Source organism: Bradyrhizobium shewense, from assembly GCF_900094605.1.
Lineage (GTDB): Bacteria > Pseudomonadota > Alphaproteobacteria > Rhizobiales > Xanthobacteraceae > Bradyrhizobium > Bradyrhizobium shewense.
The window spans coordinates 154,526-176,950 of sequence record NZ_FMAI01000006.1; the positions used below are offsets into that span (position 1 = coordinate 154,526).

General features: G+C 60.6%; 38 protein-coding genes and 2 tRNA genes. 16 read left to right on the top strand and 24 right to left on the bottom strand.

The genetic code is table 11. The annotated features are described in order from the left end of the window. Positions 1-129: 129 nt before the first annotated feature. From GA0061098_RS13555 to GA0061098_RS13570, 4 genes are all read right to left on the bottom strand, one after another. Positions 130-206, bottom strand: a tRNA-Pro gene (locus GA0061098_RS13555). A gap of 102 nt (positions 207-308) precedes the next feature. Next, positions 309-794, bottom strand: a complete 486-nt coding sequence (locus tag GA0061098_RS13560; RefSeq protein ID WP_091956769.1) for a DUF192 domain-containing protein — start codon at positions 792-794, stop codon at positions 309-311. Positions 795-963: 169 nt separating this feature from the next. Beyond that, the gene (locus GA0061098_RS13565) at positions 964-1,626 is read right to left on the bottom strand and encodes a cold-shock protein (RefSeq protein ID WP_026202878.1); all 663 of its coding nucleotides are present in this window, start codon (positions 1,624-1,626) and stop codon (positions 964-966) included. A gap of 197 nt (positions 1,627-1,823) precedes the next feature. Next, positions 1,824-2,585: an SIR2 family NAD-dependent protein deacylase gene (locus tag GA0061098_RS13570; protein ID WP_165637343.1), complete on the bottom strand. Its 762-nt coding sequence runs from the start codon at positions 2,583-2,585 to the stop codon at positions 1,824-1,826. A 237-nt stretch (positions 2,586-2,822) separates the two neighbouring features. On the opposite strand from GA0061098_RS13570, the gene GA0061098_RS44930 reads away from it, so the two are divergent. Further along, entirely contained in the window at positions 2,823-2,987 is a 165-nt protein-coding gene (locus GA0061098_RS44930) for a hypothetical protein (protein ID WP_162832225.1), read from the top strand. A 68-nt stretch (positions 2,988-3,055) separates the two neighbouring features. On the opposite strand, the gene GA0061098_RS13575 is transcribed toward GA0061098_RS44930, so the two are convergent. Next, complete coding sequence (locus tag GA0061098_RS13575; RefSeq protein WP_091956770.1) at positions 3,056-3,346, bottom strand: hypothetical protein; 291 nt, start codon at positions 3,344-3,346, stop codon at positions 3,056-3,058. Between the two features lie 281 nt (positions 3,347-3,627). Here GA0061098_RS13575 and GA0061098_RS13580 point away from each other — a divergent pair, with 281 nt between their 5' ends. Both GA0061098_RS13580 and GA0061098_RS46965 read left to right on the top strand, forming a co-directional pair. Next, positions 3,628-3,858 (top strand): hypothetical protein, encoded by a 231-nt coding sequence (locus GA0061098_RS13580; RefSeq protein ID WP_028144755.1) that lies wholly within the window; start codon positions 3,628-3,630, stop codon positions 3,856-3,858. A 101-nt stretch (positions 3,859-3,959) separates the two neighbouring features. Then, on the top strand, positions 3,960-4,085 hold the full coding sequence (locus GA0061098_RS46965) for a hypothetical protein (RefSeq protein ID WP_104461433.1): 126 nt from the start codon (positions 3,960-3,962) through the stop codon (positions 4,083-4,085). Positions 4,086-4,092: 7 nt separating this feature from the next. Here GA0061098_RS46965 and GA0061098_RS13585 read toward each other — a convergent pair whose 3' ends face one another. The 4 genes from GA0061098_RS13585 to GA0061098_RS44940 form a co-directional block, all read right to left on the bottom strand. Further along, a complete protein-coding gene (locus tag GA0061098_RS13585) occupies positions 4,093-4,290 on the bottom strand; it encodes a hypothetical protein (protein WP_091956771.1) in 198 nt (65 codons plus the stop codon). 323 nt (positions 4,291-4,613) lie between these two features. Continuing rightward, the gene (locus GA0061098_RS44935; RefSeq protein WP_165637344.1) at positions 4,614-4,760 is read right to left on the bottom strand and encodes a hypothetical protein; all 147 of its coding nucleotides are present in this window, start codon (positions 4,758-4,760) and stop codon (positions 4,614-4,616) included. A gap of 216 nt (positions 4,761-4,976) precedes the next feature. Further along, positions 4,977-5,201 (bottom strand): hypothetical protein, encoded by a 225-nt coding sequence (locus tag GA0061098_RS43720; protein WP_129590851.1) that lies wholly within the window; start codon positions 5,199-5,201, stop codon positions 4,977-4,979. Positions 5,202-5,304: 103 nt separating this feature from the next. Further along, the gene (locus GA0061098_RS44940) at positions 5,305-5,442 is read right to left on the bottom strand and encodes a hypothetical protein (protein WP_165637345.1); all 138 of its coding nucleotides are present in this window, start codon (positions 5,440-5,442) and stop codon (positions 5,305-5,307) included. A gap of 448 nt (positions 5,443-5,890) precedes the next feature. Between GA0061098_RS44940 and GA0061098_RS13590 the strand changes: the two genes are divergently transcribed. Beyond that, positions 5,891-6,082 (top strand): hypothetical protein, encoded by a 192-nt coding sequence (locus tag GA0061098_RS13590; RefSeq protein WP_091956772.1) that lies wholly within the window; start codon positions 5,891-5,893, stop codon positions 6,080-6,082. 38 nt (positions 6,083-6,120) lie between these two features. Here GA0061098_RS13590 and GA0061098_RS13595 read toward each other — a convergent pair whose 3' ends face one another. Beyond that, positions 6,121-6,417, bottom strand: a complete 297-nt coding sequence (locus GA0061098_RS13595) for an HU family DNA-binding protein (protein WP_094896974.1) — start codon at positions 6,415-6,417, stop codon at positions 6,121-6,123. A 347-nt stretch (positions 6,418-6,764) separates the two neighbouring features. On the opposite strand from GA0061098_RS13595, the gene GA0061098_RS13600 reads away from it, so the two are divergent. The 3 genes from GA0061098_RS13600 to GA0061098_RS13610 all read left to right on the top strand — a co-directional run bounded on the left by GA0061098_RS13600 (position 6,765) and on the right by GA0061098_RS13610 (position 8,123). Then, positions 6,765-7,256 carry a hypothetical protein gene (locus GA0061098_RS13600; protein ID WP_091956774.1) on the top strand — a complete coding sequence of 164 codons (492 nt, stop codon included), beginning with the start codon at positions 6,765-6,767 and terminating at the stop codon, positions 7,254-7,256. Between the two features lie 112 nt (positions 7,257-7,368). Then, positions 7,369-7,671, top strand: coding sequence for a hypothetical protein (locus GA0061098_RS13605; RefSeq protein WP_018323106.1), 303 nt, complete (start codon positions 7,369-7,371; stop codon positions 7,669-7,671). 185 nt (positions 7,672-7,856) lie between these two features. Continuing rightward, positions 7,857-8,123, top strand: coding sequence for a hypothetical protein (locus tag GA0061098_RS13610; RefSeq protein ID WP_026202876.1), 267 nt, complete (start codon positions 7,857-7,859; stop codon positions 8,121-8,123). A gap of 111 nt (positions 8,124-8,234) precedes the next feature. Here GA0061098_RS13610 and GA0061098_RS13615 read toward each other — a convergent pair whose 3' ends face one another. Further along, a complete protein-coding gene (locus tag GA0061098_RS13615; RefSeq protein WP_091956775.1) occupies positions 8,235-8,582 on the bottom strand; it encodes a hypothetical protein in 348 nt (115 codons plus the stop codon). Between the two features lie 483 nt (positions 8,583-9,065). On the opposite strand from GA0061098_RS13615, the gene GA0061098_RS13620 reads away from it, so the two are divergent. Next, a complete protein-coding gene (locus GA0061098_RS13620) occupies positions 9,066-9,518 on the top strand; it encodes a VOC family protein (protein ID WP_018323103.1) in 453 nt (150 codons plus the stop codon). A 302-nt stretch (positions 9,519-9,820) separates the two neighbouring features. Beyond that, entirely contained in the window at positions 9,821-10,459 is a 639-nt protein-coding gene (locus GA0061098_RS13625; protein ID WP_091956776.1) for a glutathione S-transferase family protein, read from the top strand. A gap of 215 nt (positions 10,460-10,674) precedes the next feature. Here GA0061098_RS13625 and GA0061098_RS13630 read toward each other — a convergent pair whose 3' ends face one another. From GA0061098_RS13630 to GA0061098_RS13640, 3 genes are read right to left on the bottom strand one after another with little or no spacing between them, the layout of a single operon-like run. Continuing rightward, positions 10,675-10,842 carry a hypothetical protein gene (locus tag GA0061098_RS13630; protein WP_091956777.1) on the bottom strand — a complete coding sequence of 56 codons (168 nt, stop codon included), beginning with the start codon at positions 10,840-10,842 and terminating at the stop codon, positions 10,675-10,677. Between the two features lie 5 nt (positions 10,843-10,847). Further along, entirely contained in the window at positions 10,848-11,093 is a 246-nt protein-coding gene (locus GA0061098_RS13635) for a hypothetical protein (protein ID WP_091956778.1), read from the bottom strand. 56 nt (positions 11,094-11,149) lie between these two features. Further along, positions 11,150-11,404, bottom strand: a complete 255-nt coding sequence (locus GA0061098_RS13640) for a PilZ domain-containing protein (protein ID WP_091956779.1) — start codon at positions 11,402-11,404, stop codon at positions 11,150-11,152. 226 nt (positions 11,405-11,630) lie between these two features. Between GA0061098_RS13640 and GA0061098_RS13645 the strand changes: the two genes are divergently transcribed. Then, positions 11,631-11,705 (top strand) — tRNA-Glu (locus tag GA0061098_RS13645). Here the strand turns inward: GA0061098_RS13645 and GA0061098_RS47415 are convergent. The 3 genes from GA0061098_RS47415 to GA0061098_RS13660 all read right to left on the bottom strand — a co-directional run bounded on the left by GA0061098_RS47415 (position 11,665) and on the right by GA0061098_RS13660 (position 13,460). Further along, complete coding sequence (locus GA0061098_RS47415) at positions 11,665-12,846, bottom strand: tyrosine-type recombinase/integrase (protein WP_091956976.1); 1,182 nt, start codon at positions 12,844-12,846, stop codon at positions 11,665-11,667. The genes GA0061098_RS13645 and GA0061098_RS47415 overlap by 41 nt on opposite strands. Next, positions 12,758-13,030 carry a hypothetical protein gene (locus GA0061098_RS13655; protein WP_129590852.1) on the bottom strand — a complete coding sequence of 91 codons (273 nt, stop codon included), beginning with the start codon at positions 13,028-13,030 and terminating at the stop codon, positions 12,758-12,760. The genes GA0061098_RS47415 and GA0061098_RS13655 overlap by 89 nt, the downstream gene beginning before the upstream one ends. A 151-nt stretch (positions 13,031-13,181) precedes the next feature. After that, on the bottom strand, positions 13,182-13,460 hold the full coding sequence (locus GA0061098_RS13660; RefSeq protein WP_091956781.1) for a hypothetical protein: 279 nt from the start codon (positions 13,458-13,460) through the stop codon (positions 13,182-13,184). A gap of 409 nt (positions 13,461-13,869) precedes the next feature. Between GA0061098_RS13660 and GA0061098_RS13665 the strand changes: the two genes are divergently transcribed. The 4 genes from GA0061098_RS13665 (at position 13,870) to tcmP (ending at position 16,203) form a co-directional block, all read left to right on the top strand. Further along, entirely contained in the window at positions 13,870-14,223 is a 354-nt protein-coding gene (locus GA0061098_RS13665) for a hypothetical protein (protein ID WP_091956782.1), read from the top strand. Between the two features lie 190 nt (positions 14,224-14,413). After that, positions 14,414-14,827 (top strand): hypothetical protein, encoded by a 414-nt coding sequence (locus tag GA0061098_RS13670; RefSeq protein ID WP_091956783.1) that lies wholly within the window; start codon positions 14,414-14,416, stop codon positions 14,825-14,827. A gap of 16 nt (positions 14,828-14,843) precedes the next feature. Then, positions 14,844-15,314 carry a hypothetical protein gene (locus GA0061098_RS43725; RefSeq protein WP_129590853.1) on the top strand — a complete coding sequence of 157 codons (471 nt, stop codon included), beginning with the start codon at positions 14,844-14,846 and terminating at the stop codon, positions 15,312-15,314. 4 nt (positions 15,315-15,318) lie between these two features. Continuing rightward, positions 15,319-16,203 (top strand): three-Cys-motif partner protein TcmP, encoded by an 885-nt coding sequence (gene tcmP / locus GA0061098_RS13680; RefSeq protein ID WP_091956785.1) that lies wholly within the window; start codon positions 15,319-15,321, stop codon positions 16,201-16,203. Here the strand turns inward: tcmP and GA0061098_RS13685 are convergent. The 3 genes from GA0061098_RS13685 to GA0061098_RS13695 form a co-directional block, all read right to left on the bottom strand. Beyond that, on the bottom strand, positions 16,173-16,919 hold the full coding sequence (locus GA0061098_RS13685) for a DUF5131 family protein (RefSeq protein WP_091956786.1): 747 nt from the start codon (positions 16,917-16,919) through the stop codon (positions 16,173-16,175). The two genes, tcmP and GA0061098_RS13685, sit on opposite strands and share 31 nt — an antisense overlap. Before the next feature lie 67 nt (positions 16,920-16,986). After that, on the bottom strand, positions 16,987-17,733 hold the full coding sequence (locus GA0061098_RS13690; RefSeq protein WP_091956787.1) for a hypothetical protein: 747 nt from the start codon (positions 17,731-17,733) through the stop codon (positions 16,987-16,989). Then, positions 17,734-19,008 carry a phage tail length tape measure family protein gene (locus tag GA0061098_RS13695; protein WP_091956788.1) on the bottom strand — a complete coding sequence of 425 codons (1,275 nt, stop codon included), beginning with the start codon at positions 19,006-19,008 and terminating at the stop codon, positions 17,734-17,736. 88 nt (positions 19,009-19,096) lie between these two features. On the opposite strand from GA0061098_RS13695, the gene GA0061098_RS13700 reads away from it, so the two are divergent. Together GA0061098_RS13700 and GA0061098_RS13705 are read left to right on the top strand one after the other, a co-directional pair. Then, positions 19,097-19,279 carry a hypothetical protein gene (locus GA0061098_RS13700; RefSeq protein WP_091956789.1) on the top strand — a complete coding sequence of 61 codons (183 nt, stop codon included), beginning with the start codon at positions 19,097-19,099 and terminating at the stop codon, positions 19,277-19,279. A 186-nt stretch (positions 19,280-19,465) separates the two neighbouring features. Continuing rightward, entirely contained in the window at positions 19,466-19,828 is a 363-nt protein-coding gene (locus tag GA0061098_RS13705; protein WP_091956790.1) for a hypothetical protein, read from the top strand. Between the two features lie 22 nt (positions 19,829-19,850). Here GA0061098_RS13705 and GA0061098_RS13710 read toward each other — a convergent pair whose 3' ends face one another. The 4 genes from GA0061098_RS13710 to GA0061098_RS13720 form a co-directional block, all read right to left on the bottom strand. Further along, positions 19,851-20,069, bottom strand: a complete 219-nt coding sequence (locus tag GA0061098_RS13710) for a cold-shock protein (protein ID WP_165637346.1) — start codon at positions 20,067-20,069, stop codon at positions 19,851-19,853. Positions 20,070-20,148: 79 nt separating this feature from the next. Beyond that, complete coding sequence (locus GA0061098_RS46080) at positions 20,149-21,816, bottom strand: hypothetical protein (protein ID WP_245323297.1); 1,668 nt, start codon at positions 21,814-21,816, stop codon at positions 20,149-20,151. Then, positions 21,813-21,998 (bottom strand): hypothetical protein, encoded by a 186-nt coding sequence (locus GA0061098_RS43730; protein ID WP_129590854.1) that lies wholly within the window; start codon positions 21,996-21,998, stop codon positions 21,813-21,815. Before GA0061098_RS43730 ends, GA0061098_RS46080 begins: the two co-directional genes overlap by 4 nt. After that, positions 21,982-22,347, bottom strand: coding sequence for a hypothetical protein (locus GA0061098_RS13720; RefSeq protein ID WP_165637368.1), 366 nt, complete (start codon positions 22,345-22,347; stop codon positions 21,982-21,984). The genes GA0061098_RS43730 and GA0061098_RS13720 overlap by 17 nt, the downstream gene beginning before the upstream one ends. Between the last annotated feature and the right edge of the window lie 78 nt (positions 22,348-22,425).

Sequence of the window (22,425 nt, forward strand, 5' to 3'; positions counted from 1 at the left end):
GGGCCGCCAATTCTGTCCCGGTCAGCGCGCCGCAACCGCTTGAAACATCGCGCAGAAGTCGCGGAACGACGCCTGTCAGATCACGGCAGAGGTCAGAGGGAAAAAGTCCGGGAGACTCAACGAGGGGACTGGTCGGGGCAGCTGGATTCGAACCAACGACCTGCAGTACCCAAAACTGCCGCGCTACCAGGCTGCGCTATACCCCGAATGTCCGGCGAGCCCCGTCGATACACGCTTCCCAAGGCGCCAGCAAGGCTTCCAAAGCGCCGGCAAGCTTCCAGGGCCCGGCAGGCGCCCGCCTGCCCGCGCTATTTGCTGCCGAACAGCGGATGGCCGACGCGGTCGCCGGGGCGGATGCCGTATTTCTGCGCCGTTCCCGCCACCACCTCCAGCACGGCCCGGGCGGGCCCCCGGGACGAGATGATCTTGGTCGACATCGGCTCGGTATTCTCGGCAATGCGCAGGATGCGGCCGTCGGCGCGGATGAAGATCATGTCGAGCGAGACATAGGTGTTCTTCATCCACATCGACACCTCCTGCTCGGGATTGAAATCGAACAGCATGCCTTTGCCGTCCGCCAGCTCCTTGCGGTACATCAGGCCGGTCTGCTTCTCCTCCTCGGTCGTCGCCACTTCCACCGAGAACACCTGCACGCCGTTCTTGGTGACGATCTCGAGCGGCTGGAAGCTGGCGGCGCCGGCAGGCGCGCCGGCAACGACACAGCCGGCGATGACGAGGACGGCGGCAAGCCAGCCCTTCAGAACGGACCAGACAGCCTTTCGATCAGGATTCATGGGGGCACTCGAGGCGTGGGACTGGACCAGTCCTTACGCGGCGGTCGCCGGAAAAGCCAGAGGCGCACCGGTCTGCCGACGCGGCTCTGCTCACGATTGCGGGAAATGAAGCTTGGGGGATTTGAAAGTTTGCAGGGACTTGGAAGCTAGAGCGCGAGTCTCCTCGCGCTTAGTGCGACTGCAATCCCGGCGATCCGGTCTCGGGATGGATCTCGGCCGCCATCATGCCCTTGGAGCCGGGCCCGAAGCGGACCAGAACATACTGGCCGGGCCTGAGCTCGGTCATGCCGAAGCGGCGCAGCGTCTCCATGTGCACGAAGATGTCGGGCGTCCCCTCGCCGCAGGTCAGGAAGCCGAAGCCGCGCAGCCGGTTGAACCATTTGACCTGGGCCCGTTCCAGCCCGCTGGTCGCGGTGACCGTGACATGGGTGCGCGGCGGCAGCATCTGCGCCGGATGGATCGCGGTCGACTCGTCCATCGAGACCACGCGGAACGCCTGGTAACCCTTGGCGCGCTGGATGCACTCGACGACGATGCGGGCGCCCTCATAGGCAGTCTGGAAACCGTCGCGCCTAAGCACGGTTACGTGCAGCAGCACGTCCGGCCAGCCGTTGTCGGGAACGATGAAGCCGTAGCCCTTGGATGCGTCGAACCATTTGATGACGCCATGGACTTCGACGAGATTGGCGCTGGTCTCGCCGAGCCCGCTGAACGGACTGAGCCCGCTCTCGCGACCGGCACTGCCGTGCTCGCCCGGCGTGATCCGCCCGGGCGATGCCCCCTGCCCGGGAACCCCGAGCTTCTTGGACTCAAATCCGTCCGACGACCCCATAACCCCGGACCCCACACTGTCATGCGACCCGCCTCAGCAGCGGCATCGAATCACGCGTCTTTCGAGAACCTTCTCAACTGGACGCGACGCGAATCTTTCGACTCAAAAGATAACACTCCCGGTTGCGAGGCATAGATAAAAAAGAGATTCGGCGGAACCTATGAACAGCTTGCACAGCCGCGAATCAAATTGATGCCTCAATTGGCGACAAAGGGCCCGAGCGCTTCGCCGATGTCGTGGTGGATGACGAGATCGGCAATGTCGTCCTGTTCGGTCGGCTCGCGATTGATGATCACCAGACGTGCACCGGCGTTCTTCGCCATCATCGGAAAGCCCGCCGCGGGCCACACCACGAGCGAGGAACCGATCGCGATGAAGAGGTCGCAGGCCTGCGACAATGCGGTCGCGCGCTGCATTTCATCATCGGGCATCATCTGGCCGAAGGAGATCGTGGCGGTTTTCACCGGCTCGTCGCACGCGGTGCAGTTGGGCGCGAGGCCGTCGTCGTCGAAGCGACGCTTCACCCAGTCCAGCGGATAGGCCTGCCCGCATCCGATGCAGCGCGCATAAGTGGTATTGCCGTGAAGTTCAATCACGTGCTCGCCGGCGAAACCGGAGGCCTGGTGCAGATTGTCGATGTTCTGGGTGATGACGGCGGGAACCTTGCCGGCGCGATAGAGCGAGGCCAGCGCCCGATGGCCGCGGCCGGGTTTCGCCGCCGCGAAGACCTCCTCCATCGCAAAACGGCGGCGCCAGGATTCGTCCCGCGCTGACTGGCTCGCGACGAATTCGTCGAACGGGATCGGACGGTTGCGCGTCCAAATTCCGCCCGGCGAGCGGAAGTCGGGAATGCCGCATTCGGTCGAGATGCCGGCGCCGGTGAACGGCACGATGACCCTTGCCTCGGCGATCATGTCGCCGAGCCGCTCAACGCCGCTCTGAAGATTCGATGCAATCAATCGCGGCCTCCCGATTCGTTTTGCCTGACAGCATCATGCGCAAGCGGCAAGATTGTTGACGCTCTTATCAAGCGCCAACGCGAAGTGCCCGGCAATTTTTTCCGACCTTCGCATATCACAATCCTGCAATGCCTCCTCCCCATTGACGCCCCATTCAGGAGCCCCAATGGATGTGTCAATGCGACTCAAGATGATGCGGCGGCAGTGCTTGAGTTAAGTAAACCCGAGGGGATGGTCATGACCGAAGACGAAGAACGCAAAGCTCGTGAGCGCGATGAAATCGCAGCCCGTGTCGCCGCCTTCCGTGCCACGCAGGAAAAATTCAAGCGCGAGCGCGAAGAATATTTCGTGTCGACCCTGGAGAACGCCCGCAAGGTCGAACGGCCCTCGCTTTGGCCGTAGTTCACGTCCCGATCAATGCACGTGAAAAAAGCCCGGAGCATCGCTCCGGGCTTTTCGCTTGAGAGTGGCTACCAATGGCGCCAGTGGTGATGGCGCCGGTAGTACGGTCCGCCGCCGTAATAGGCGTAGGAGCCCGGCCCGTAATAATAGTCGGGGCCGTCATAATAGCCGTAGCGCGGGCCGTAATAACCGTACGGATGGGACGCTGCGACCGCACCCGCGGTGATCGCGCCGGCGGCGAGGCCAAATGCGAGGCCCGGGCCAATGCCGCGCCCGCGCGCCTCGGCAGGCGCAGGGGCCGCAACCGCGGTCACGCCAACGGCTGCGACGGTGGCCAGAACTGCCAGTGTTTTCTTCATGCTCTCCTCCTTCGCGTCTCGCGGAGATAACGACGCGCGCCTGCGATGGTTGCGCGCAGGGTGCGGAACCGGGCGGGGCAAAAAAAGCCGATGCGGGCGGAACGAAATCGCCGGCCGAGGATTGCCTCCTCAAGTGCGGGAGCCTCCGCCATCCGGGTAGAGGCAACAGCACGAAGCCCCGTCAGCATCTCCGCGATGCTGGCGGGGTTTTCAGTTTCACGGGAGCAGATGGCAGCAGACGAGGATTGCTGCCAGCGGGGCGAACGACCGAGGAGGAGAGTTTGCCGCTATCCGCTTTGCTGGCCCGTATCCGCAGGCTGGTTCCCCGATCCGACGATCAGCACTACGACGAGATCGTTCGCAGCTTCGGTGTCGGCACGCTGCACCCGCCGCCGACGCCGATGAGCGACGGCGAGCTGGCGCGGGCGATCGCCGAGTTCCTGAAAGAGCAGCCGTCGAGCGAATCCGTCGCGACCCTCGGCCGCCGACTCGACCCCTCCTCTCCGCTTTGAGTTCCTTCGAATTTCTTCCGAATTTCTTGGCGAGAGCATGGAACCAGGAATACGCGCGGACGTTGAATCCCCCTTCACGCAGAGAGCGGAAGAGGCCCGACATGCCCGCGTGGCTCGAAGTTTTGCTCAATTTGTCCGGCTATGCCGGTTTCGTGGCGCTTGCCTCGCGCGGCACCGCGGGCCCGCAGGTGCCGGCCGACGATCGCGTCTACAGCGACGATCGCTAGCGCCGCTTTAATTGGCGTGCGCGGCCTGGCCCGCCGTGCGCACCAGCCGGTCTGCCTTGACCGCGACGCGCGTGTCCTCGAGCTGCGGCCGCAGCGAGAAGCTGATCACCACGAAAGCGAGACAGAACAGCGCGCCGACGATGGCGACGCGCCGGTAGGTCTCTCGGTCGCCTTGGTAAAAGGACGGCTCAGAAAAAGGTGTCATGATAAAAATGCTTCTTGGTAAAGGTCGTTTCTTGCTTGTCCTTGCCAGACATCTACCGCAACGAGCGCCAAGCGCAACGCGATTGGGCTTTTAACCTAACCGAATAGGGTTATCGGCTTCCGCGCAATTGTTAGGAGTTTGCGGAGCGCCCGCGATTTCCAGCGAGCTGCTTGCCATATCGCAGGAAGCCGAAGCGACCGCAGCCTGGCGACCGGCTTTGTTCCAGCTTCGACACCATTTCGTTCTCGAAGAACGAATCGGAATCGAAGAAATCGGCGTGGAGCGACTCTTAACAAAACGTGCGCGCAGGCACGACGATCGGCTCAGGTCGCATCGGGAGACGAGGCCTCGGGAGATTTCGATCCCGGCGGCGGCACTTGCGGCACTGACGGTTTGCCTTTGCGCAAGCGCGAGTGCCGATCGTACCAGAACACTTTCGCGATCTCGGCAAGAAACCAGCACGCATCCATGTCGCTCTCCCTCGCCTCACTCCTTACGGAGAAGGCGCGGACGGGACTGTGCGAAGCATCACGCTGTCTCGTTTTGATGCGTGTGGCCGCATCGCCGCCGCAGGTGCAACATGTTCTGCATCCGACTCCATTTCGTTCTCAAAGAACGAATCGGAGTCGAAAAAATCAGTGCGAGGCGATTCCTAACGATCGATGAAAGCGCGCGACGCAACCTCTTCAGCGACGTAGCTCGGCACAATCTTCGGCGGCAGGAATTTCGAGACGACCGCGAACACGATGACGATCTCGCGGCAAGGTTCGCATCGAAAGCTGTTGGCGGAAGTCGCCGTCATCGGCTTGGCGCATCGCGGGCATGTCATGCAGGCCGAACGCTGACAGCACATGTTCGTTCCTGAAGCACCAGCGGCGAATTTTCGCGGCGGCAACCACAACGAACTTCAAATTGGTCGCCTCGTCGCCCCTGCGAAAGCCGCCCGATAAGCGCGAGCCGTCAGGTCAGACGGCGTTTGCCGGATCCCTAGTGTTCGGCGTCCGCCGGAGCGGATCAAGCCGCCCGCTTCACTTTTTCCTTTTCCGAGAAGCATTCCAGGATCTGGATGCGGAGCTCTTCCGCGGCCGGGCCATCGAGCTTCCTGAGCTCGTTCCAGAGCCTGATCACTTCGCGCTGTTTTTCGACGGTCATGAGTCACCTCCCAAGCGGTCCTTAAGGCGGCTCACTAGAACAAAATGAGAACAAAAAGTCCAGTCCTTCGCGCGCGATTTCCGGCATGTCGCGTTGAACCTTTTCAACGCCGCGTGGACCCATGGAAGCTGGGGATTTCAGCGCCCAGTCATATGGCAGCGCTGCGGTGAACGAACATATTCCGTCATCGCGGCGCTGTTGCTTTTTGGGTTTTCAACTTTAAGTTAGAAATACGGCTGGCGGCCAGGCGCTGAAATCCCAACGCCGTCAGCCAGAAGAGCCCCGTGCGAAAGCGCGGGGTTTTTCTTTGAAGGCAACGGCTGCCTGCCAAGGTGCAGCCGGTCGTAGCCACGGGAACGAATCTTCCAACATTCGCATTGGACCGGCCGAATGAGGCGGTGTCGCGCGCTACCGTGTCCGGCCCCAGAGCCGATGCCCCGCGCCCTTCATGATCGAGGCGCCGATGATCTGCGAATACTGTGAGACCGAGATCCCGATCGGACTTTCGGTCTGCCCGGCTTGCCGGAAACCGCAGAGCGCGCCGGGACAAACCGACCGGCGCGCTCTGTGGTTCGTCCTGATTGTCGTGGTGATGTTCGGCATCGCCGTCGCCGAGCACCACCTTGTCTTCAGTCATTGATCGTTGCGGCATCCCGCCGCAACGACATCACCAGCGCCTTAGACGGCGTCCTTGGCCACCTTCAGCGGCGAGGCCTTGACCGACTTGCTCGCCGGCTTGGCCGCAAACTGCATCGGCTCCTTGGTGAAGGGATTGACGCCCATGCGGGCTTCGGTCGCCGGCTTGTTCACGACCGACATCTTCGCGAAACCGGGAATGACGAATTCGCCGGACTCGTTGAGCTCCTTGTAGCCGACCGTCGCCATGTACTCGATCACTGACTTCACGTCGTTCTTCGAAAGCTGCGTGCCCTCGGCAATTGCATCAATCAATTGAGTCTTCGTCATCTTCGCCATGTCTGAATTCCTTTTGTGCGCGCGAGCAACTCTGCTGGGGACGCGGCCTGAAGCGCGGGGGCGCGCTGATTTCATGCCAGAGGTCATGAAGTGACGGGGCTTAGAACCCATCGAGGCCGAAAACGCAAGCAGGGGTTCTGCGGGGTTCCCCACTTCCTGTGAAGATGCCGGAGGACCTTCCGATTTCCGTTTGAACCATTTTGCGGCCGGCGCCGTCATATCATTGAAGTCCCTAAGCTTCACCCCACAGAGAGCCCCGCTTCCCCCAGGCGGGGTTTTCGCTTTTGGGGGCATGGTAGAACGGCCCGGCCGCCTAAAATGGTCTGAAGGTTTCTCGTGGGGTGCTCATGAAGGTCGCTATCGTCATCGCAGGTTTGATCGTTGTCGCCGTCGCAGCCCTCGTCGCGATCCAGCCGAGCTTCCTGAAGCCTGCGTCCCTCGCCCTCGTGAAGAAGTCCGACATCTTCGGCTTCTCGCCCGGGATGACATTCGACGAGACCAGCAAGCTCGTCAATCAACGCCGCTATCTCTGCCGCCGGAGCCGCGACTCCTACACCTTCGAATGCGACATCAACGGCGCCAAGCTTACGGTCGACAGCGAGGAGGCCGACGCCAGGCACCCGATCTGGCGCGTCAAGGCGGAGTTGAACAATCCGGGGGCGCAGGACGCTGCCGTCAAATCGATCTCCGACCAGTTCAACGCCCAACCGATCAAGGACCGGGAGGGATGGACATGGATCGTCGGCCGAGGGCTCAAGCTGAGTTATGACGGCCACGCCTTGAACCTCGTGGACGAGTCCGCGGAGGTCCGGCTTCGCAAGGAAGAAGCAAAGCGCTAGAGCCTGAAGTCACCTCGCCGTGAAACTTGTGGCTCGGCACGCCTTGTTGACACTTCAGTAACCCAACGCCGCCAATCTCCATTCGGTCTCGTTGCGTTTGGAGTATCCCACAGTGCTGGATTTTGACGAGCTGCGTGAACTCGCGGCTGATGTTCGTGTTTTCGTCGACGTCGCCGAGGACAAGGCCGAAGCACTCAGGGCCGTCATCGCGGCCTACGACGTGGTGCTGGCGATCTTCCCCACTGACGAGGGCATGGGTCTTCACGTCATCAAGGGTAGCCAGATCCTGGACAAGATTGCAAAATCACGCAGCCATGCGATCTACAGCCACACGGCGATCGCGGTCCCTGACTTGCAACATGCACAAGCGCTCAAGCTGCTGACGGCCCCGGTCGAACAACGGATCGCGGCCTAGTTGCAGGCGGCGACGACGTCGGCGTCGATCCCAGGCAGCTCGCCCCCGCGCAAGAACGCACGCCTGCTGACATAAATCGCGGGCGGCGACTTCCGGCGTCGGAGAATTCTTTCCTCCTGAACGTCAAGCCGAGGAACATGGCTTCCGCGTTCCCGTTGGCCCATGCAACCAACGAGGAGCTTGCGATGAAAAAGTTCATGATCGCGACCGCCGCACTCGGTCTCATGTGCGGCTCCGCCTTTGCCCAGACCGGCCCCGCCCCGCAGTCCGACAACATGCAGAAGCCCGGCATGAAAAACCCGAACAAGGGCTCGATGACCAAGGGCACGACCGGGATGAGCAAGGACGGCATGAGCAAGGGCGGAATGGTGAAGCCCGACGCCTCCGGCCAGGGCGGCTCCGGCCCGGGTAGCGACCAGGGCGGCACGAAGACCCGCAGCAACATGAAGTAAGCCGGCGTCCTGCACGGCAGACTTCCCGTCCCGCGTCGCTCCCCACGGAGCGGCGCGGCCATCTCGTGTTCAGGCCGCCTCGCCCCTCAGGTGACAGCCTCCATCCTTCAGCTAATCGCGCAGCCGGTTGACGATCCGGAGCGGTATCCATGATCCCAGCACCATCAAGATCGCAATCACTGTGACCACGACATACTTCAGAGGATGCTGCGACGATGCGAGCGAGCCTTCGAGGTGGAGATACGGGAGGATCGTATCCATGGCCATTCCGATGAGGGCAATTGCCGTCAGACCGCCAACGACCGACGCGAAAACATTCACGGTCCATCCGATCGCTCCGCGCCTGTTCGACCAGGCCTCGTAGATCGCGACCGCCAGCATCACGGCGACAAAGACCAGCATGAAGCCCATCGAGCCACCGACGCTCGACGTCGGGCCGAAGACCTCCAGCAGCAACATCGCCGCCACGGCAAGTAGTGTAATCGTCTTCACGATGCTTCCCTCGTCAGTGCCCCAGCGCCAACACCACAGAGCCGATCACGATACAGCCGAGGCCGAAGATGGCCGTGGCGATCTCGACGCCTTTTCAGGCCGAAGAACCTGACCACGGCTCCATGCGGCCAACAGGAGAATATCCACCATCGCGCTGAGCACGGCTTGGAGCATATGGATGGGTCGCGCCGGCGGAGTTGGGGTTCACCGCAACCGTCGCAAGAGCAGTTCAGAGGGACCTTGGCGGCGACAGGGCTGCTCAGGTCATTTGCCATCGCTAGCCCCCCTACTCCGCGGCTCCAGTCCATGCTCGGCTGGCTCGCTTCGCCAACCCTTTCCCTTCACACACATTTGCCCCGCCCCCTGCCCCTCCTCCCACTTTCCTGCTATCTCCTACTCCCGCCGCCCCGGCCCAAAGCAAAACCCTCCGAACGATAGGGAGCAACAACCATGCGTTATCTCCACACCATGCTGCGCGTGCGCAATCTCGACGTCGCGCTGAAATTCTATGTTGATGCTTTCGGGTTGAAGGAGGTGCGGCGGATCGAGAACGACAAGGGGCGGTTCACGCTGGTGTTCTTATGCTCGGCGGACGATCTCGAGGCGCTGAAGAAGCAGCCGCAGACGCGCGGCGCGCCGCTGGTCGAGCTCACCTGGAATTGGGACGAGGAGAAGTACGGCGAGGATCGCTTCTTCGGCCATCTCGCCTATGAGGTCGACGACATCTACGCCACCTGCGCGCAGCTGATGAAGGCCGGCGTCACCATCAACCGTCCGCCGCGCGATGGCAACATGGCCTTCGTTCGCTCGCCCGACCTTCACTCGATCGAGCTGCTGCAGAAGGGCGAGCCGAAGCCGCCGCAGGAGCCCTGGGCATCGATGCCCAATACCGGCCACTGGTAAGGCGCCGGCAGGAACAAGCTCCCGCACCCGACGTTCTCTCTTCAACGAAGCCGATTGGAGGAGGATGTGATGGCGAGAGGGCTGTTGCTGTGGATGCTTGGCGTGCCGATCCCGGTGATCATTCTGTTGTGGCTGTTCTTCGGCCGCTGATCGACGGGTTCAAGTTTGCGAGTTGTTTTGCAACGAAAGCTTCGCCTCGGGCGGAGCTTTTTGCATGAGAGGCGCGCCGCAATCGCGGATCGCTCCGAACGGCGAATTCCGCTATCACCCGCGGCAAGCGACAACGCCGCGGGAGACGCCTCATGCCTGACACCAAGCTGACGATCTGGGGCCGCGCCAATTCGGTCAACGTGCAGAAGGTGCTGTGGTGCCTCACCGAGCTCGCTTTGCCCTATGAGCGCGTCGACGCCGGCATGAGCTACGGCAGGACCCGCGAGGCCGACTATCTCGCGATGAACCCCAATGCGCGGATCCCGACGCTGGTCGAGGGCGACTTCGTGCTGTGGGAATCCAATTCGATCCTGCGCTACCTCTGCCTCGCGCATGGAAGCGGCACGCCGATCTACCCGGAGGCGCCGAAGAGCCGCGCATCGGTCGACCGTTGGCTCGACTGGACGCTGTCGACGGTGCAGCCGGTCGACCGCCCGGTGTTCTGGGGCATCGTGCGCACGGCCCCCGCCGAGCGCGACATGATCCAGGTGCAGCGCGATGCCGATGCCGCGGCCGAGGTCTGGGCCATCGCCGACCGCCTGCTCTCCTCTCGCCGCTTCATCGAGGGCGATGCGTTCACGCTCGCCGACATCGCGCTCGGCTCCTATGCGCGGCGCTGGCTCGGCGTCGAGGGCATCACCCGGCCGGCGCAGCCGCATTTGACGCGCTGGCTCGCCGAGCTCGGCAAACGGCCCGGTTTTGCACAGCATGTCGCACCGACGATGTCGTGAACCGGCAGCGCGGCGCAAGCTGCGCTGACGTCACAATGAATCTGCGTTTTGGCGCAAGCGTCCAGCGTCATCTCAGCACTTGACGCTACTGTGCATGGGGTTGTTTTCGCGTTTTTGTTTTGGCGCTAAGGCGCAATACGATCAGGATGAATCGTCATCGCTTGTTTAAGCATGACCTTTTCGGAAAACCGCTGCGCACTTTTCCGGATCATGCTTTAGCGCCAGCCGCGCTCGACCATCAGCACGCAGACGATCAGCACCAAGGTCACCGCCGCGGTCGCCAGCCGCGCCGTCCAGCTCAAGCCGCGGCCGACCCACCAGAGCAGCGCGCAGTACATCAGCACGGGAACGACGAGGTCGAGGCGCAGCAGATCCACCGGCATGGGCTCTAGCGCCTCACGGTGGTGTCGATGCTGATCGAGCCGCCGATCTTCACGCAGGTCCCAGTGCCCTCGACCATGACGAAGCGCGGGCCGTAAGTGGCGCAAGAGCCCGCCCGTGCCTTCCCGGCCGCGCCCTTCAGCGGCACGGTCGTGCCTGCCTTCGGCTGCTCGGCAGGCGGCAGGCGCAGGGCCTCCGCTGCGGCGGCGGATGTGGCCAGCAACGAGATCAGGATGAGGAGGGGCGCGCGCATGGCGGCGTTCTAGCCCGGACCGGCGCCGCGCGCCATCGGGCCTTCCGCGGCCCCGATCAGATGAACTTGATGCCGGCTGATTTGCCGCGGCGCCAGACCACCTGGCAGCTCCGCCCGGTGCGGGCATCGCGTGCGAAGGCGAGCCTGATTACGCCCGGGAGCTGGCTCGCGTCCTCGTCCAGCGTGATCTTGGCGCCCGAATCCGAGATGTCCTGGACCAGGCAATGCCGCGCGGCGAAGCCACCGTCGAGCGTGATCCAGGCATGCTGCGACAGCAGCTTGCGGCTAGCGCGCTTTTTCGGAGGTGGCATTGGCGAAAGATCTCCCGTTCCAGCGCTACTCAGGGAACCCTAAGAAACCGTTGAAATCGCCTCCGGATCATCCCGGGGCCGGCGCTGTCCACCGGGGCCAAAAGACCGGTCCCGGACGGCTTGCCGGGAGCCAGAAAGGCCACTATACGTTCGCCCGCTGCAAGCCGCCGGGCCCGACTCGGCCGGCCAGCGGCCGTGCCGGGAACAACGGCAGGGCCCTGCGTTTGCTCCCTTCGTCTATCGGTTAGGACGCCACCCTTTCACGGTGGAGAGAGCGGTTCGATTCCGCTAGGGAGCGCCAAAGCTTCCAACATTTTCAATATGTTAGCATCGATATTGGCTAACCCACTTTGGGGGTTAGCCAAACTGTCCATGGCGATTTGCGCCAAGCGCTTCTGACTCACGGCCTTTGTATAGGTCTCGATCTCAGCCAGGTTGTCGTGACCGGTGATGGCCTGGATCTGGTGCGGCGTGCATCCAGCCTCAGCGAGCCGAACACAGATGGCATGGCGCAGGCCATGTGGCGACGAGTCGGAAGGCAGGCCTGCATCGTGGGCAGCGTCGCGGATCCAGTTCGTTGCACCCTTGGCGCTACGGTCCTTGCCCCACTTCGTGTGCAGGAACGTGCCCTGGTTGCGCGGGGTGTCTTTGATGTGGCGCCAGAGCGTCGGGTGGATCGGGATGTTGAGCGTCTTTCGGTGCCGCGACTTGACGGTGGTGATGGTGATCCAGCCGTCCTTAACGTGGCTCCAGCCAAGCCGCACGGCGTCGCTGCGGCGCAGGCCGGTGTGGATGAATACCTCCAGCCCGAGCCGCTGTAGCGTGCCCTCAGGCCACCGCTTGCGATAGGCCTCAACGTCAGCATCCGTCCAAGCTCGGTGAGAGCGCTTAACGTACTTGACGCGCTTGGCCCGCTTGATCGGGTTCTCGGTGAGCATGCCGGCGCCAATGGCATATTCGAATACGATGTGCAGGAGCTTCCGCAGTTCGTTCGCTGCCGCGGGCTTATCGGCCTTTTTATCGATGATGGCGTTGATGTGCTTCGTCTCTAGCTTGGCCAGAGACTTCGTTCCGTGCTCCTTCCGGAAACGCTCCAAGATGCGCCTACGGTTGCTGCGCGAGCTATCGGCTAGTTGCTTGTATTCCGCGCTGCCATAGTAGCCCGCAATCGCCGCTGACACGCTGCCGGCCGGATTACGATCTTCTGGCTGGGTATCGGTCTGGATGGCCACAGCAACGCTCTGCGCAGCCCTGTGATAGGCCTCCCAGAACTGGTAGCTGAATAGCGGTCCAGTCAGCGGAACGCGCTTCTCGCCCGGCTTGCGCAGGTAAATGCGCTCTTGGCCATGGCGGTCAGTGTAGACGTGAAGATGTCTCGGTCTCTTCGTCATGGCCCAGAACGCTGTCCCATTCGTTGTCATTGACCGGCTGAGGCGCACCATCGAATAGGAGGTCTAGGGCCGCCCGGTCCCAGATGTTCACGCCGAATAGCCCCAGCGGCTTGGGGACGGCGCCAGCCAGCACCTGCCTGTCGAAGTGAGTCGGGCTGATGCCCAAATAGCGCGCTGCAGCCGCGCGACGGAGCCCACGCGGCTGCATACGATTGTCATTGGCGGAAACGGGCAAGAGCGTGCCCCTTGAATAGATTGCTCTGAAAACCTCGCCGGCCAGTGCCGACGCACAAATGGTGGGACTGCTGAGCCGCCGCATCGGGTCAATGGGTTTCGACCATCCACTGGCGGCGACTCAGCCGTCCCTTGGCTTATTGTAACACGGCCTATTCCGCCGCCTGCAGCACCACCGCCGACCGTCTGGCAGCCCACACAGCGCGCTCGTCGTCGGCAAGCTCGTCGGCGTGGCCGGCCGCCTCGTCCAGTTCTGCTTTCACGTGGTCAGCGGTCCACAGGAGGCGAGCGAGCGTCTCGGGCGTGATCTCCGCCTCCATATCGCGCAGGTCATAGAGCATGCCCCGTAGGACGGCAAAGCCGTTGCGGAGGTGCGCAATTTCCGAGGCAACAACGGAAGACGTGGCCTTAAACTCGATGGTGGTGGTCATTTGTGATGCTCGTCCAGTTTGATGGCTTTCCACAGCCCCGCCGGTTACAGACCGGCAGCCGGGGGGTGGAAACCAGCCTGGACGACTGGTCGGCAGCGCTTTTAAGCTTTCGCTCTGGACATGACGCACCGCCCCCGGCATAAAGGCCGAGTTGGTGCGCCCGCCAAGGCGCTACCGATGAGCGCCTGAGGAAACCCGCCAAGGCTTCCTTCGCGCAATGTCAGGCCGCCCCGCCAAGGGCCGCCTTAGTCCAAGTCCGGGTTTCCACACCCACGGACACCATCCCATGATTCGGTGAAAAATCCAGCCCTACCTTGGGGCGCTTCGGCGCGTCCACAGGCGAAATCGCGCGCAACCGGCCAGCCGCGCCGAGCGTTTTTCATGGACGGCACCCAGGTAGGACAACCCCATGCGCAAGCCAAAAAATTCAAAAGGACAGTGGCGGCCCAACTTCGAGGAGAAGCAGCCAACCTCTGATGAGGGGATTAAAGCGAAGGAGAAACAGCGGGCCGAAAATATGATGCATCCCAAGCACACGGTCGAGATGCACGAAGAAACTCTCGTTATCCTAGCATGGCTCTCAAAGGTCGACGGCCTTGCAGCCCTGGAGCAATTCGAACGTTGCGAACGGGCAATTGAGACAATGAAACGGGCAGAAGCACTGCTCGCTTCAAAGGGCATTCACGGATACGACGATTGCATCAAGTACCAGAACAAAAAGGCGCGACTTTGGGCTGACTTTATGGCTTCCCAAAACGTGTAGGCAAAGCCCCTACCCGCCCGCAGGCCATGCGGCAGGCGCTGAAGGCCATGCCGGGGGGTGAGGCCACATCCGCCCGGGAGCGCTTTTGTGCATATTTTTCCCGGGTTGTGGATACATACGCGCGCAAGCTATTGATCTCGCGCGCTGGTTGTTGTTGGATGTGCCTACTTTTTAGGCCGGGGCTTTTCACATGGGTAGAATTGCGATTGCGGCGCTTTGCGCCGTGCTGCTGCTTGCGGGCTGCTCTTCAACTCCGGCCGACCTTGAAGCCAAAGCGGCACCGATCGTCCAGACGTATTCCGAAAACTACCAGGAAATTTATCGGAGGGTTTCGACCACTGCGAAGCGCTGCTTTGCCGGTAACGTTGGCGCCTACGCTTCCTTTGCAGTGGACTCCGAGCTGTATTCAGAACTCGGCTATGGCGAGCTAACACTTTCCTTGATCAACATGGGAACGCGCAACTACTACGTTTCCGCCCGTGTCGATAAACAACCGACTGGCTCGAAGCTAACGGTTCGCTCGGGCAACACGCTGGCAAGCGAGAGATACAAGACGCTGCTTCTAGGATGGGCTGGCGGCGATCAGAACTGTCCGGTGATTTGAGGAACGGGAGCAAGATATGTCGGATGATACTTTAAAGCGAATGCTCGACGATGCCCTTCAGGCATCAGCAAACCAGCGAAGCGCTGAGATCTCCGCTAAACAGCGCCGAGAAGCAGAAATGAAAGCTGCAGGTGAGGAGCTCAAAAGTCGCGTTCTTCCCAGACTGTTGCAAGCTCAGAAACTTTGGGAAGGCAAGATGAAGCTCGACATCAACGATCAGAGCGGACGGGTCATCATTAGTTCGCCACATGGGAATCAAGTGAGCCCATCCATCGAAGTATCCGCCACCGGGAAAGAGCACGCATCTTACGTCTTTGTCGCCCATGCGCCTGGTTATGTGCACATCCAAGAAGGCTCCGGACGAAATCGAGGTAACAGAGCATACGAATTCCCTGTCGAAAAAATGGAGCAACTGACAGAGGCCGTTGTTGATGACGTGCTTCGGACGGTCTTGCAAATTGCCACTGGCCTGAAGTCGCAAAGATAGCGATATGACCGATCACGAGTTTGGCGACCAACATACCGAGCTTAAGTTATCGATAGTCGAGAAATACCTTCACTTCTTTACGACCGCTCTGCGTAAGAAATTCCCTGAGCTTTGGTACATCGACGCCTTCGCGGGCACCGGCTATCGGACAATTCGCCATGAGGCTATTCCAGCCAACTTGATTGACGCTGGTGAACCGGAGCGGATAGAGCGACGCCGCGGCTCCGCTAAAATCGCAATCGATGTGACGCCCCGCTTCGATTTTCTGGTGTTCATCGAGAACAAGCCGTCTTATGTCCGAGCGCTTGAGGACTTGCGGGCGCGACACCCGGATAGGCGCATCGCGGTCGTAAAGAATGATGCCAACGAAGGGCTGAAGTCCTTACTCGCTTCAAACAGCTGGAGATCGACGCGCGCCGTTCTATTCCTGGATCCATACGGCATGGAGGTTGACTGGTCGACCTTGGTAGCTATCGCGAAGACTCAAGCAATAGATGTTTGGTACTTGTTTTCGCTAGCAGGCTTTTACCGTCAAGCGACGCGTGATCACGCCGACTTAGATGAGGATAAGAGAGCTGCTCTAACGCGCATGCTCGGTACGAACGAATGGGAGCGCGAGCTATATTCTGCGAACACAACGTTTGATCTTTTTGGCGGCGATGACGGCGTCTCCTTGAGACGCGAGGCCGATCTCGTCGCGCTAGAGGCCTATGCTAAGAAGCGGCTAGAGACCATATTTGGAGCGGTGCTTGACCCTCTGCCATTACCCCTGCACGAGGGGCCACAGCGCTTCTCTCTGTTTTTCTGTATCTCTAGTCAGAATCCCGCAGCGATCAAGTTGGCGAGGAATGTCGGCAATCATATACTCAAGGCCGGCATTTCGTCGTAGGTGCGGCCGTTCAGCATGCGACCTGCGGCCTTCTTGTTCTTACCGCCCCACTGTTTGAAGAAGAATGCGGTGCCGTAGCGGCGACAAGCGGACTCAATTTCGCGAACCCACGCCGCATCCATCGGCCGAGCCTTTGGACCACTCTCGCCGCCGACAATCGCCCAGTGAATACCTTTGAGGTTGGCGTTGGCGACAGACCCGAGCAGTGGCTCAAACGAGATGAACCGTACCGCAGCGCGCACCGCACGCAGTTCATCAATTCTGCCGAGATAGTCCGCGCTCTCTACGCTAGTGCCGAGCCAAACGTTGCGCAGCAGCGGCAGACCTGAGGTGATTTTGGCCATGTGGTCCGGCCGTTTGGTGAGGATCTGGTACGTATGCTGTGGTGTCGCGGCCATCGTCGACCAAACTTCAGCAACGAAATCCGCCGGCACCTCTTCGTGGAAGAGGTCGGACATGGAATTCACAAAGATCTGACGCGGTTTACTCCAGCTCTTTGGCGTCTCCAGCGCCTTACGATCGAGATAAAGCTTACCGGTCCATTTCGCTCTGCCGCCGCTCTTTCGCGTCAGGCCTTCGTACTTCGCAAGGCCCATGGCATCGAGGCGCGCAGCCATCCGCATAGCGTAGCAATTGGTGCAGCCAGGCGAGAGAATCGTGCAACCGGCCACAGGATTCCACGTCGCGTCGGTCCACTCGATCGAGGTTTCAGCCATGGAACTCCCCTTGAGAGTCGAGAGGATCACAAGAAAATGGTGATAATTCGTTAACCACGGGCTGACCTCACGCCGCCACCCGCCTCGTCCTCCAACCCTTCCAATCCATCGGCTTAGGCCTAATCGGCTTGCCAACCCGATCCTCCGGCCAATGGTGGACCGCGCGCTGCGCCACACCCTCGCGCGTGACAGTCGTGAGGACGGCGTGGCCACCGACATAATATCTGCCATCGGTGGCGCGACGGCGGCGCTGGATCTCCAGCATGTGGAGCAGGTCAACCTCTGCATCGCGCGCATCACGGTCAACTCCAAGCCGCCATCCCGCGGCACGCAAGTCTTCGACTGGTGGAATCGGGTTTGCCAGGATGGGTAGCTCGACAAGATTGTGCGCGACGTTGCTGGGATCAGTATGCGCATTGTTGCGCTTCACCCACTCGGCCTTCTCTCCGCCGTTTGACAGCTCAATCGCAAAGGCAGCCGGCCGATCTTCGGCCTCTAGCCAGCCGATCAGTACGACGGTCGCATATTCACTTGCGCCAGCGCGCTCGTTCTCAATGTACCAATCGAACGCACCGTGGAACCACTCCCGGTCCTTGGCGGCAACCTGGTCAAACGTGGTGCAGCTTGTCGCCAGCATCTCTGCAAGCAGGTAAGCGAAGCTCGCAGGTCCTGTCGACGCAATGGCCGCTCGCATTCCCCTGATCGGTAGGCATTTCGGAAAGTCGGTCTGCACCACCTTTCCCCGGACATACAAAAGCGAGTCGGTCATCATGTGCACAGCATTGCTCTGCACCAGCGCGCTGATCGCACTCATTCAAATCATCTCCATGTTAGCAAGTGAGAGAACGCCTGAGCCGATGGCCGGCGTTGCACCGATAGTTTTGGCGTTTTGCTTAGATTGCGAATTGATCTGATTTTGGAAACTCTTTAGCGCTTGCTCTTGCTCGTTAGCTGCTTCCTGCGCGGCTTTCTTCCGATCGTTGAACGACAGGATGGCCAACTGATCGTCTCGCACGCGTGCAACGGCCAGACGCTCCTCGGTGCTCCCGGCCTTTTCGAGCGCGTCGGTGTAGTTCTTGAGGATCTTTTCCCGGTCGTCGAGGTTTGGCGAGACTGTCGTCGACAGCGCCTTCATTGACTTCGCAAAGGCCTCGCCCTGTTCTGCCGCGGCCAACGCGTCAGCGCTGAGATTGCGCAGCGCCTTCGATGTGCCTTGGATGGCTTCTTCTGCGAGGCCGGCGCTCTGAGACATGTCGAGCAATTCGCGCCCGATTTTTCGAACGCTTGGATCACTCGACGACTCAACAATCTGGGATACGGCGAGTCGGAAGGCGCGAACATCTGGCACTCCATCCGCGAACTGCTTGCGAAGAGAGTTGATCGTGTCGCCGAATGCCTTGTATTTGGGATTGTTCTCTTCAGTGAATTGCCCCGCGGCGTCACCAAGTTGGACGTAGGTCGTGACCGTTGCCAGAAGAGAACTGGTCAGGTTGCGGAGATTCTTTCGAACCTCATCGGTTTTCAGCCCTAGCAGCGCCGCTTGGACCTCTGACGATTTTCTGACTACGACGTCGATGCCCTTAGCGGCATCGCCATAGGCCTCCTGGAGAGATCTGATTAGCTCTGCATGCGCCTTCAGGTTCTCGTCAACGTCGTCAACAGCACCGATTGCTTTCGCGCCGTATTGCACCGCTGCGCCACCTAAGGCGATCACGGCAATCGTTGCTAGCGACGTTGGGGATAAGAGCGACGCGAAAGCACTGCTCAGTAGCGACACGGCACCAGTTGCCCCGCCCTGCCCCAGAACTTGGCTGATTTGCGTGCCTTGCTGCAGGGCGACGGTGAACGGCGATTGGCCGCCCTGAAGCTGAACCGCAATGTCCTGAAATTGGGCAGCAAGATTGGCAGTCTGGAATTTTGCAGCGCCGAGCGACTTCGTGACGTCGTCAATCTTCTTGGGCGCCTTCGTGAAGGCGGTTCCAAGACTATTGTCAACCGCGCCGATCTGCCCTACCAGCTTATCAAGCTGACGTTGCATCGCCCGCGTGTCGGCCGAAATTGACAGAATTAGTTGTTCGTTGTCAGCCAATTCGCTCTCCGAAATTGATTTTCAATGATTGTTGCGCGCTGCGCGTTATGTGGCTAGACCGCGCTCCTCAACATCAAAGGAGCGCCGAGTGGCCAAGAAGACGAAGAAGCCTGTTCGCCGTGAGTGGACACCCGCTGAATTGCGAACCCTCAAGAAGCACTCGAAGGATCGGACTTCCGTGGCGAAGATCTCCAAGGAGATGAAGCGGACCGTTGGCGCACTACGTCAGAAGGCGCTCGTCTTAGGTTTCGGCCTGGGCCATCAGCGGTAGTTGGCGGGGCTGTAATCTCTCACTGAGCAGCATCAACGACGAACCTGGAGGAACTCTCCAACTCATACACGGTTACGTTCGTTGCCGGCTCGTCCCCGGAGCTGGCGGAGCGGCCCCGGCCCTAACCCCTAGCCCCGTGCCAGCCGGGGCCGCCTCTCCGCCGAGTGGTAGTATCGGAGTAAGCGTATGCGTCAGTCGCCCTCGATTGTCCCGCTGGATCGTCTAGACCGCGACATCTATTTGGTTCTCGAAGACTTCGGCGCACGTGCAGGCTGTGCCTGGCGCGAGACAGACGAGCAGGACACCGACCGGGAAACGGTGCTGCGCGATTTGCTCTCCGGCCAATACGCCTATCCCGTCCGAATTGTCGCGTTCAACGCCATCGAGGGCTGGTCCCGCGATGCCACTGAGGACATTGCAGATGCGTTGGCAGAACGTGCTGCTCGGGAACGGTTGGACCTGACGTCAGCGCTCGAAGCCTTCGTCCAGGCTAACGCGAGCCTTCCTGTTGCATTGCAGCTCGCCTTGCCGCTGCGCGGCGCCGCTTGAGCACCGCGGCGCCCAAGGTGGATCAACCGACTCGCAAATTCTCCGCCGAGTCTTTTCCGCGATTGTTCACGACGTCGAAGCTGACTTTTGCGCCCTCGGCGAGAGAGCTAAATCCAGCCTTCTCGACTGCCGAGATGTGAACAAAGACGTCCTTGCCGCCCGAGTCCGGCTGAATAAACCCGTAGCCCTTCGTCGGGTTGAACCACTTAACTGTCCCCATAGCCACTTTTGAATTCTCCATTTTTCAAAAACCAAAACTAGTGCTCGAATTTAGACGAAAGAAAGGCTGGCCCAGCCGCCTTCACGCGGCGACACCACCTTCACATCGATGGCGCCAAAATGGCTGTAGTCAAAATCGTTCGGAAAGAAGCTGAAGTAGCACTACCGCTAAACGTCGCAGTGACGCCGGATACTGTTTGCGTAATCAGCGTCGAATAATGAAAGCCGTCGGACAGACCGGTTGCTTTGTAGTTCACCGGGGCAACCATGCGATTCCCGCCCGTGTCTGAATTGTAGTTCACCGCGCCATCTTGCCAAGCGTTCATAGCGTCGAGCCCGATACCCACTGTAGCGCTCTGGCCAGTGGAGGGAAGCGAGAACGTTGACACCAATGTGATGTCCCACACCTCGTCTGCCCAAAGCACGACGCTATTGCGAATCTCGGAATTAACTTCCGCGATCGCACCGCCGAACCCGGAGTTGTTACGATCGGCCGTATAAGCCGCTCGTGTCGCGGTCGCCTGTCGATTGTACCACGACCGCACCAGAGCCGAGTTTGCGGTGCTCACCAACTGGCCCGAACCGTTAGTATAGAACATCCCGACCAGCGATCGCGACGCGTCGCCGCTCTTTATTTCGTGCCCGTATGTTGTATCCGTGGCGTGTCCGGTCGTCGATACTTCAAGCGCAATTGAGCCGCCACTGATGTACGCATATGCATAATATAGCGTGTTGCTGGTGAGGCTTCCGAGCGTCCCCGTTCCTACACCGGCCGACGGGACGGACATCAGAGAGCCATTAACAAAAAGCTGATTGCCGCGCTTTGGCATGAGTATTCCACTCGTCGAGCTGGAATACTGGAATTGACATTGCCCGCCGACAGCGACACCTGCGCCAGCCCCAGGTTCGCCAACGATGTTAAAATTCCAATCCGCCAGCGTGCCGCTACCGTTCGTTTTGTCGACATTGATCGTCAGCGTTGTGCCGCTGTAGGTCGCAAGACCCTCCATCCAGTTCGACGTGTTCGCCGCCGAGCTGGCACGCACGCGCGCGCCATTGGTGTAAGCGAGACCGGATTGCGTGGTGAACGCCTTGGAGCCCGTGCCGATGGTGAGCGATGTGGTGGAGGTACCGCCATAGCCGGGACCAGGAACTGTGCTGGCATCGCCCTTGCTCGCTAGCAACTGCCAATAGGTCGTGTTCGGCGCCGTATGTCCGGCGCTCGGCGTATCGTTGATATAGATGTACGACGAGCCCGACGTGACCTGCACATCGCCGTAAGAATACGTCCTGACACTATCGTAGGCGCCGGTCAGATTGAACGCCTTGAAGATGCCGAGATAGGTCCAAACGCCGCCGACCTTCTCCCAGAGCTTGGCCGTGGTCGGCTGGAATGCAAACTGGCCATCGTTGCCGAGCGACGGATCTGGCTCGGTCTCATCGATGCCGACGAAGACGTAGAACCCCGACGTCTCAAATGCAGCCACGAGCTTGCCCACAGTAGACATCGCCTCGGCGCCGGCAAAGCGTTGCGGCGAGACCTGCCAAATCACATAAGCGACGCCGCTCTGATTGCCGCCGCCCCATGGTGGAATGACTAGATGCGTCGTGTCGGTCACATCGGAGATGACCGACTGAAAGTTTCCGATTTGGAAAATGTCGCCAGGCTTGACGCTGGTCCCTGACCAAATCGCGCCGGAACCCGTGATGGTCGTTCCGCCCGCCGAGACGGTGGCAAGGCCGGTGGAGTAGCTGGCAAGTGCGGTCAAAAGGAATTCCTTCTTGCTTCAACAATGGCATTTGCTTCGGCGATCGGCAGCCATTTGCCGTCGAGCTTTCGCCACGCTTTGCAGGTCAACGGCTGCCAGGCGAGCCAACCGCGCGCGTCGGGCGGGGGTTCGGTGAGTTCAGGAGGAAGGTCGTGAAGTTCGATTTTAATCGAGCAGGTCATCGGTCTCCTCCTCGGGCGCCCACGAAACTTTGCTCGCATCGGCTGGAGTCGCCCCCATGCTGCTTAGGCACAATCTCAACAGCGAAAGCGCCTTAGTGCCAACCTCCTCGCCCGAATGCAGGCGAGCGCGCACGACGCTTGCGATTTCCAGCAAGGCGCGGTGGCTGTGGTTCAGCCAAGGCAACTCGCCAGCGAATTCACGCCAGGCGGTTGCCTGCGGGCCGGTCAACCATTTCGGAGGATCACCGATCGCGTCGGCAGTCGGTTCGTTGCGCTTGAAACGGCCGGCATTGATGAGGTGTCGCCCCTCAATGCGCGCCTTGGCAGCGGGCGTTCGTTGTCTTGGCATTTTACCCCTGGGGGTCTGAATTGCAGATGCGCGCGTTTTAGGAGGCGGCCGGTCTTTGAAGGGCGATCGATTTAGAGC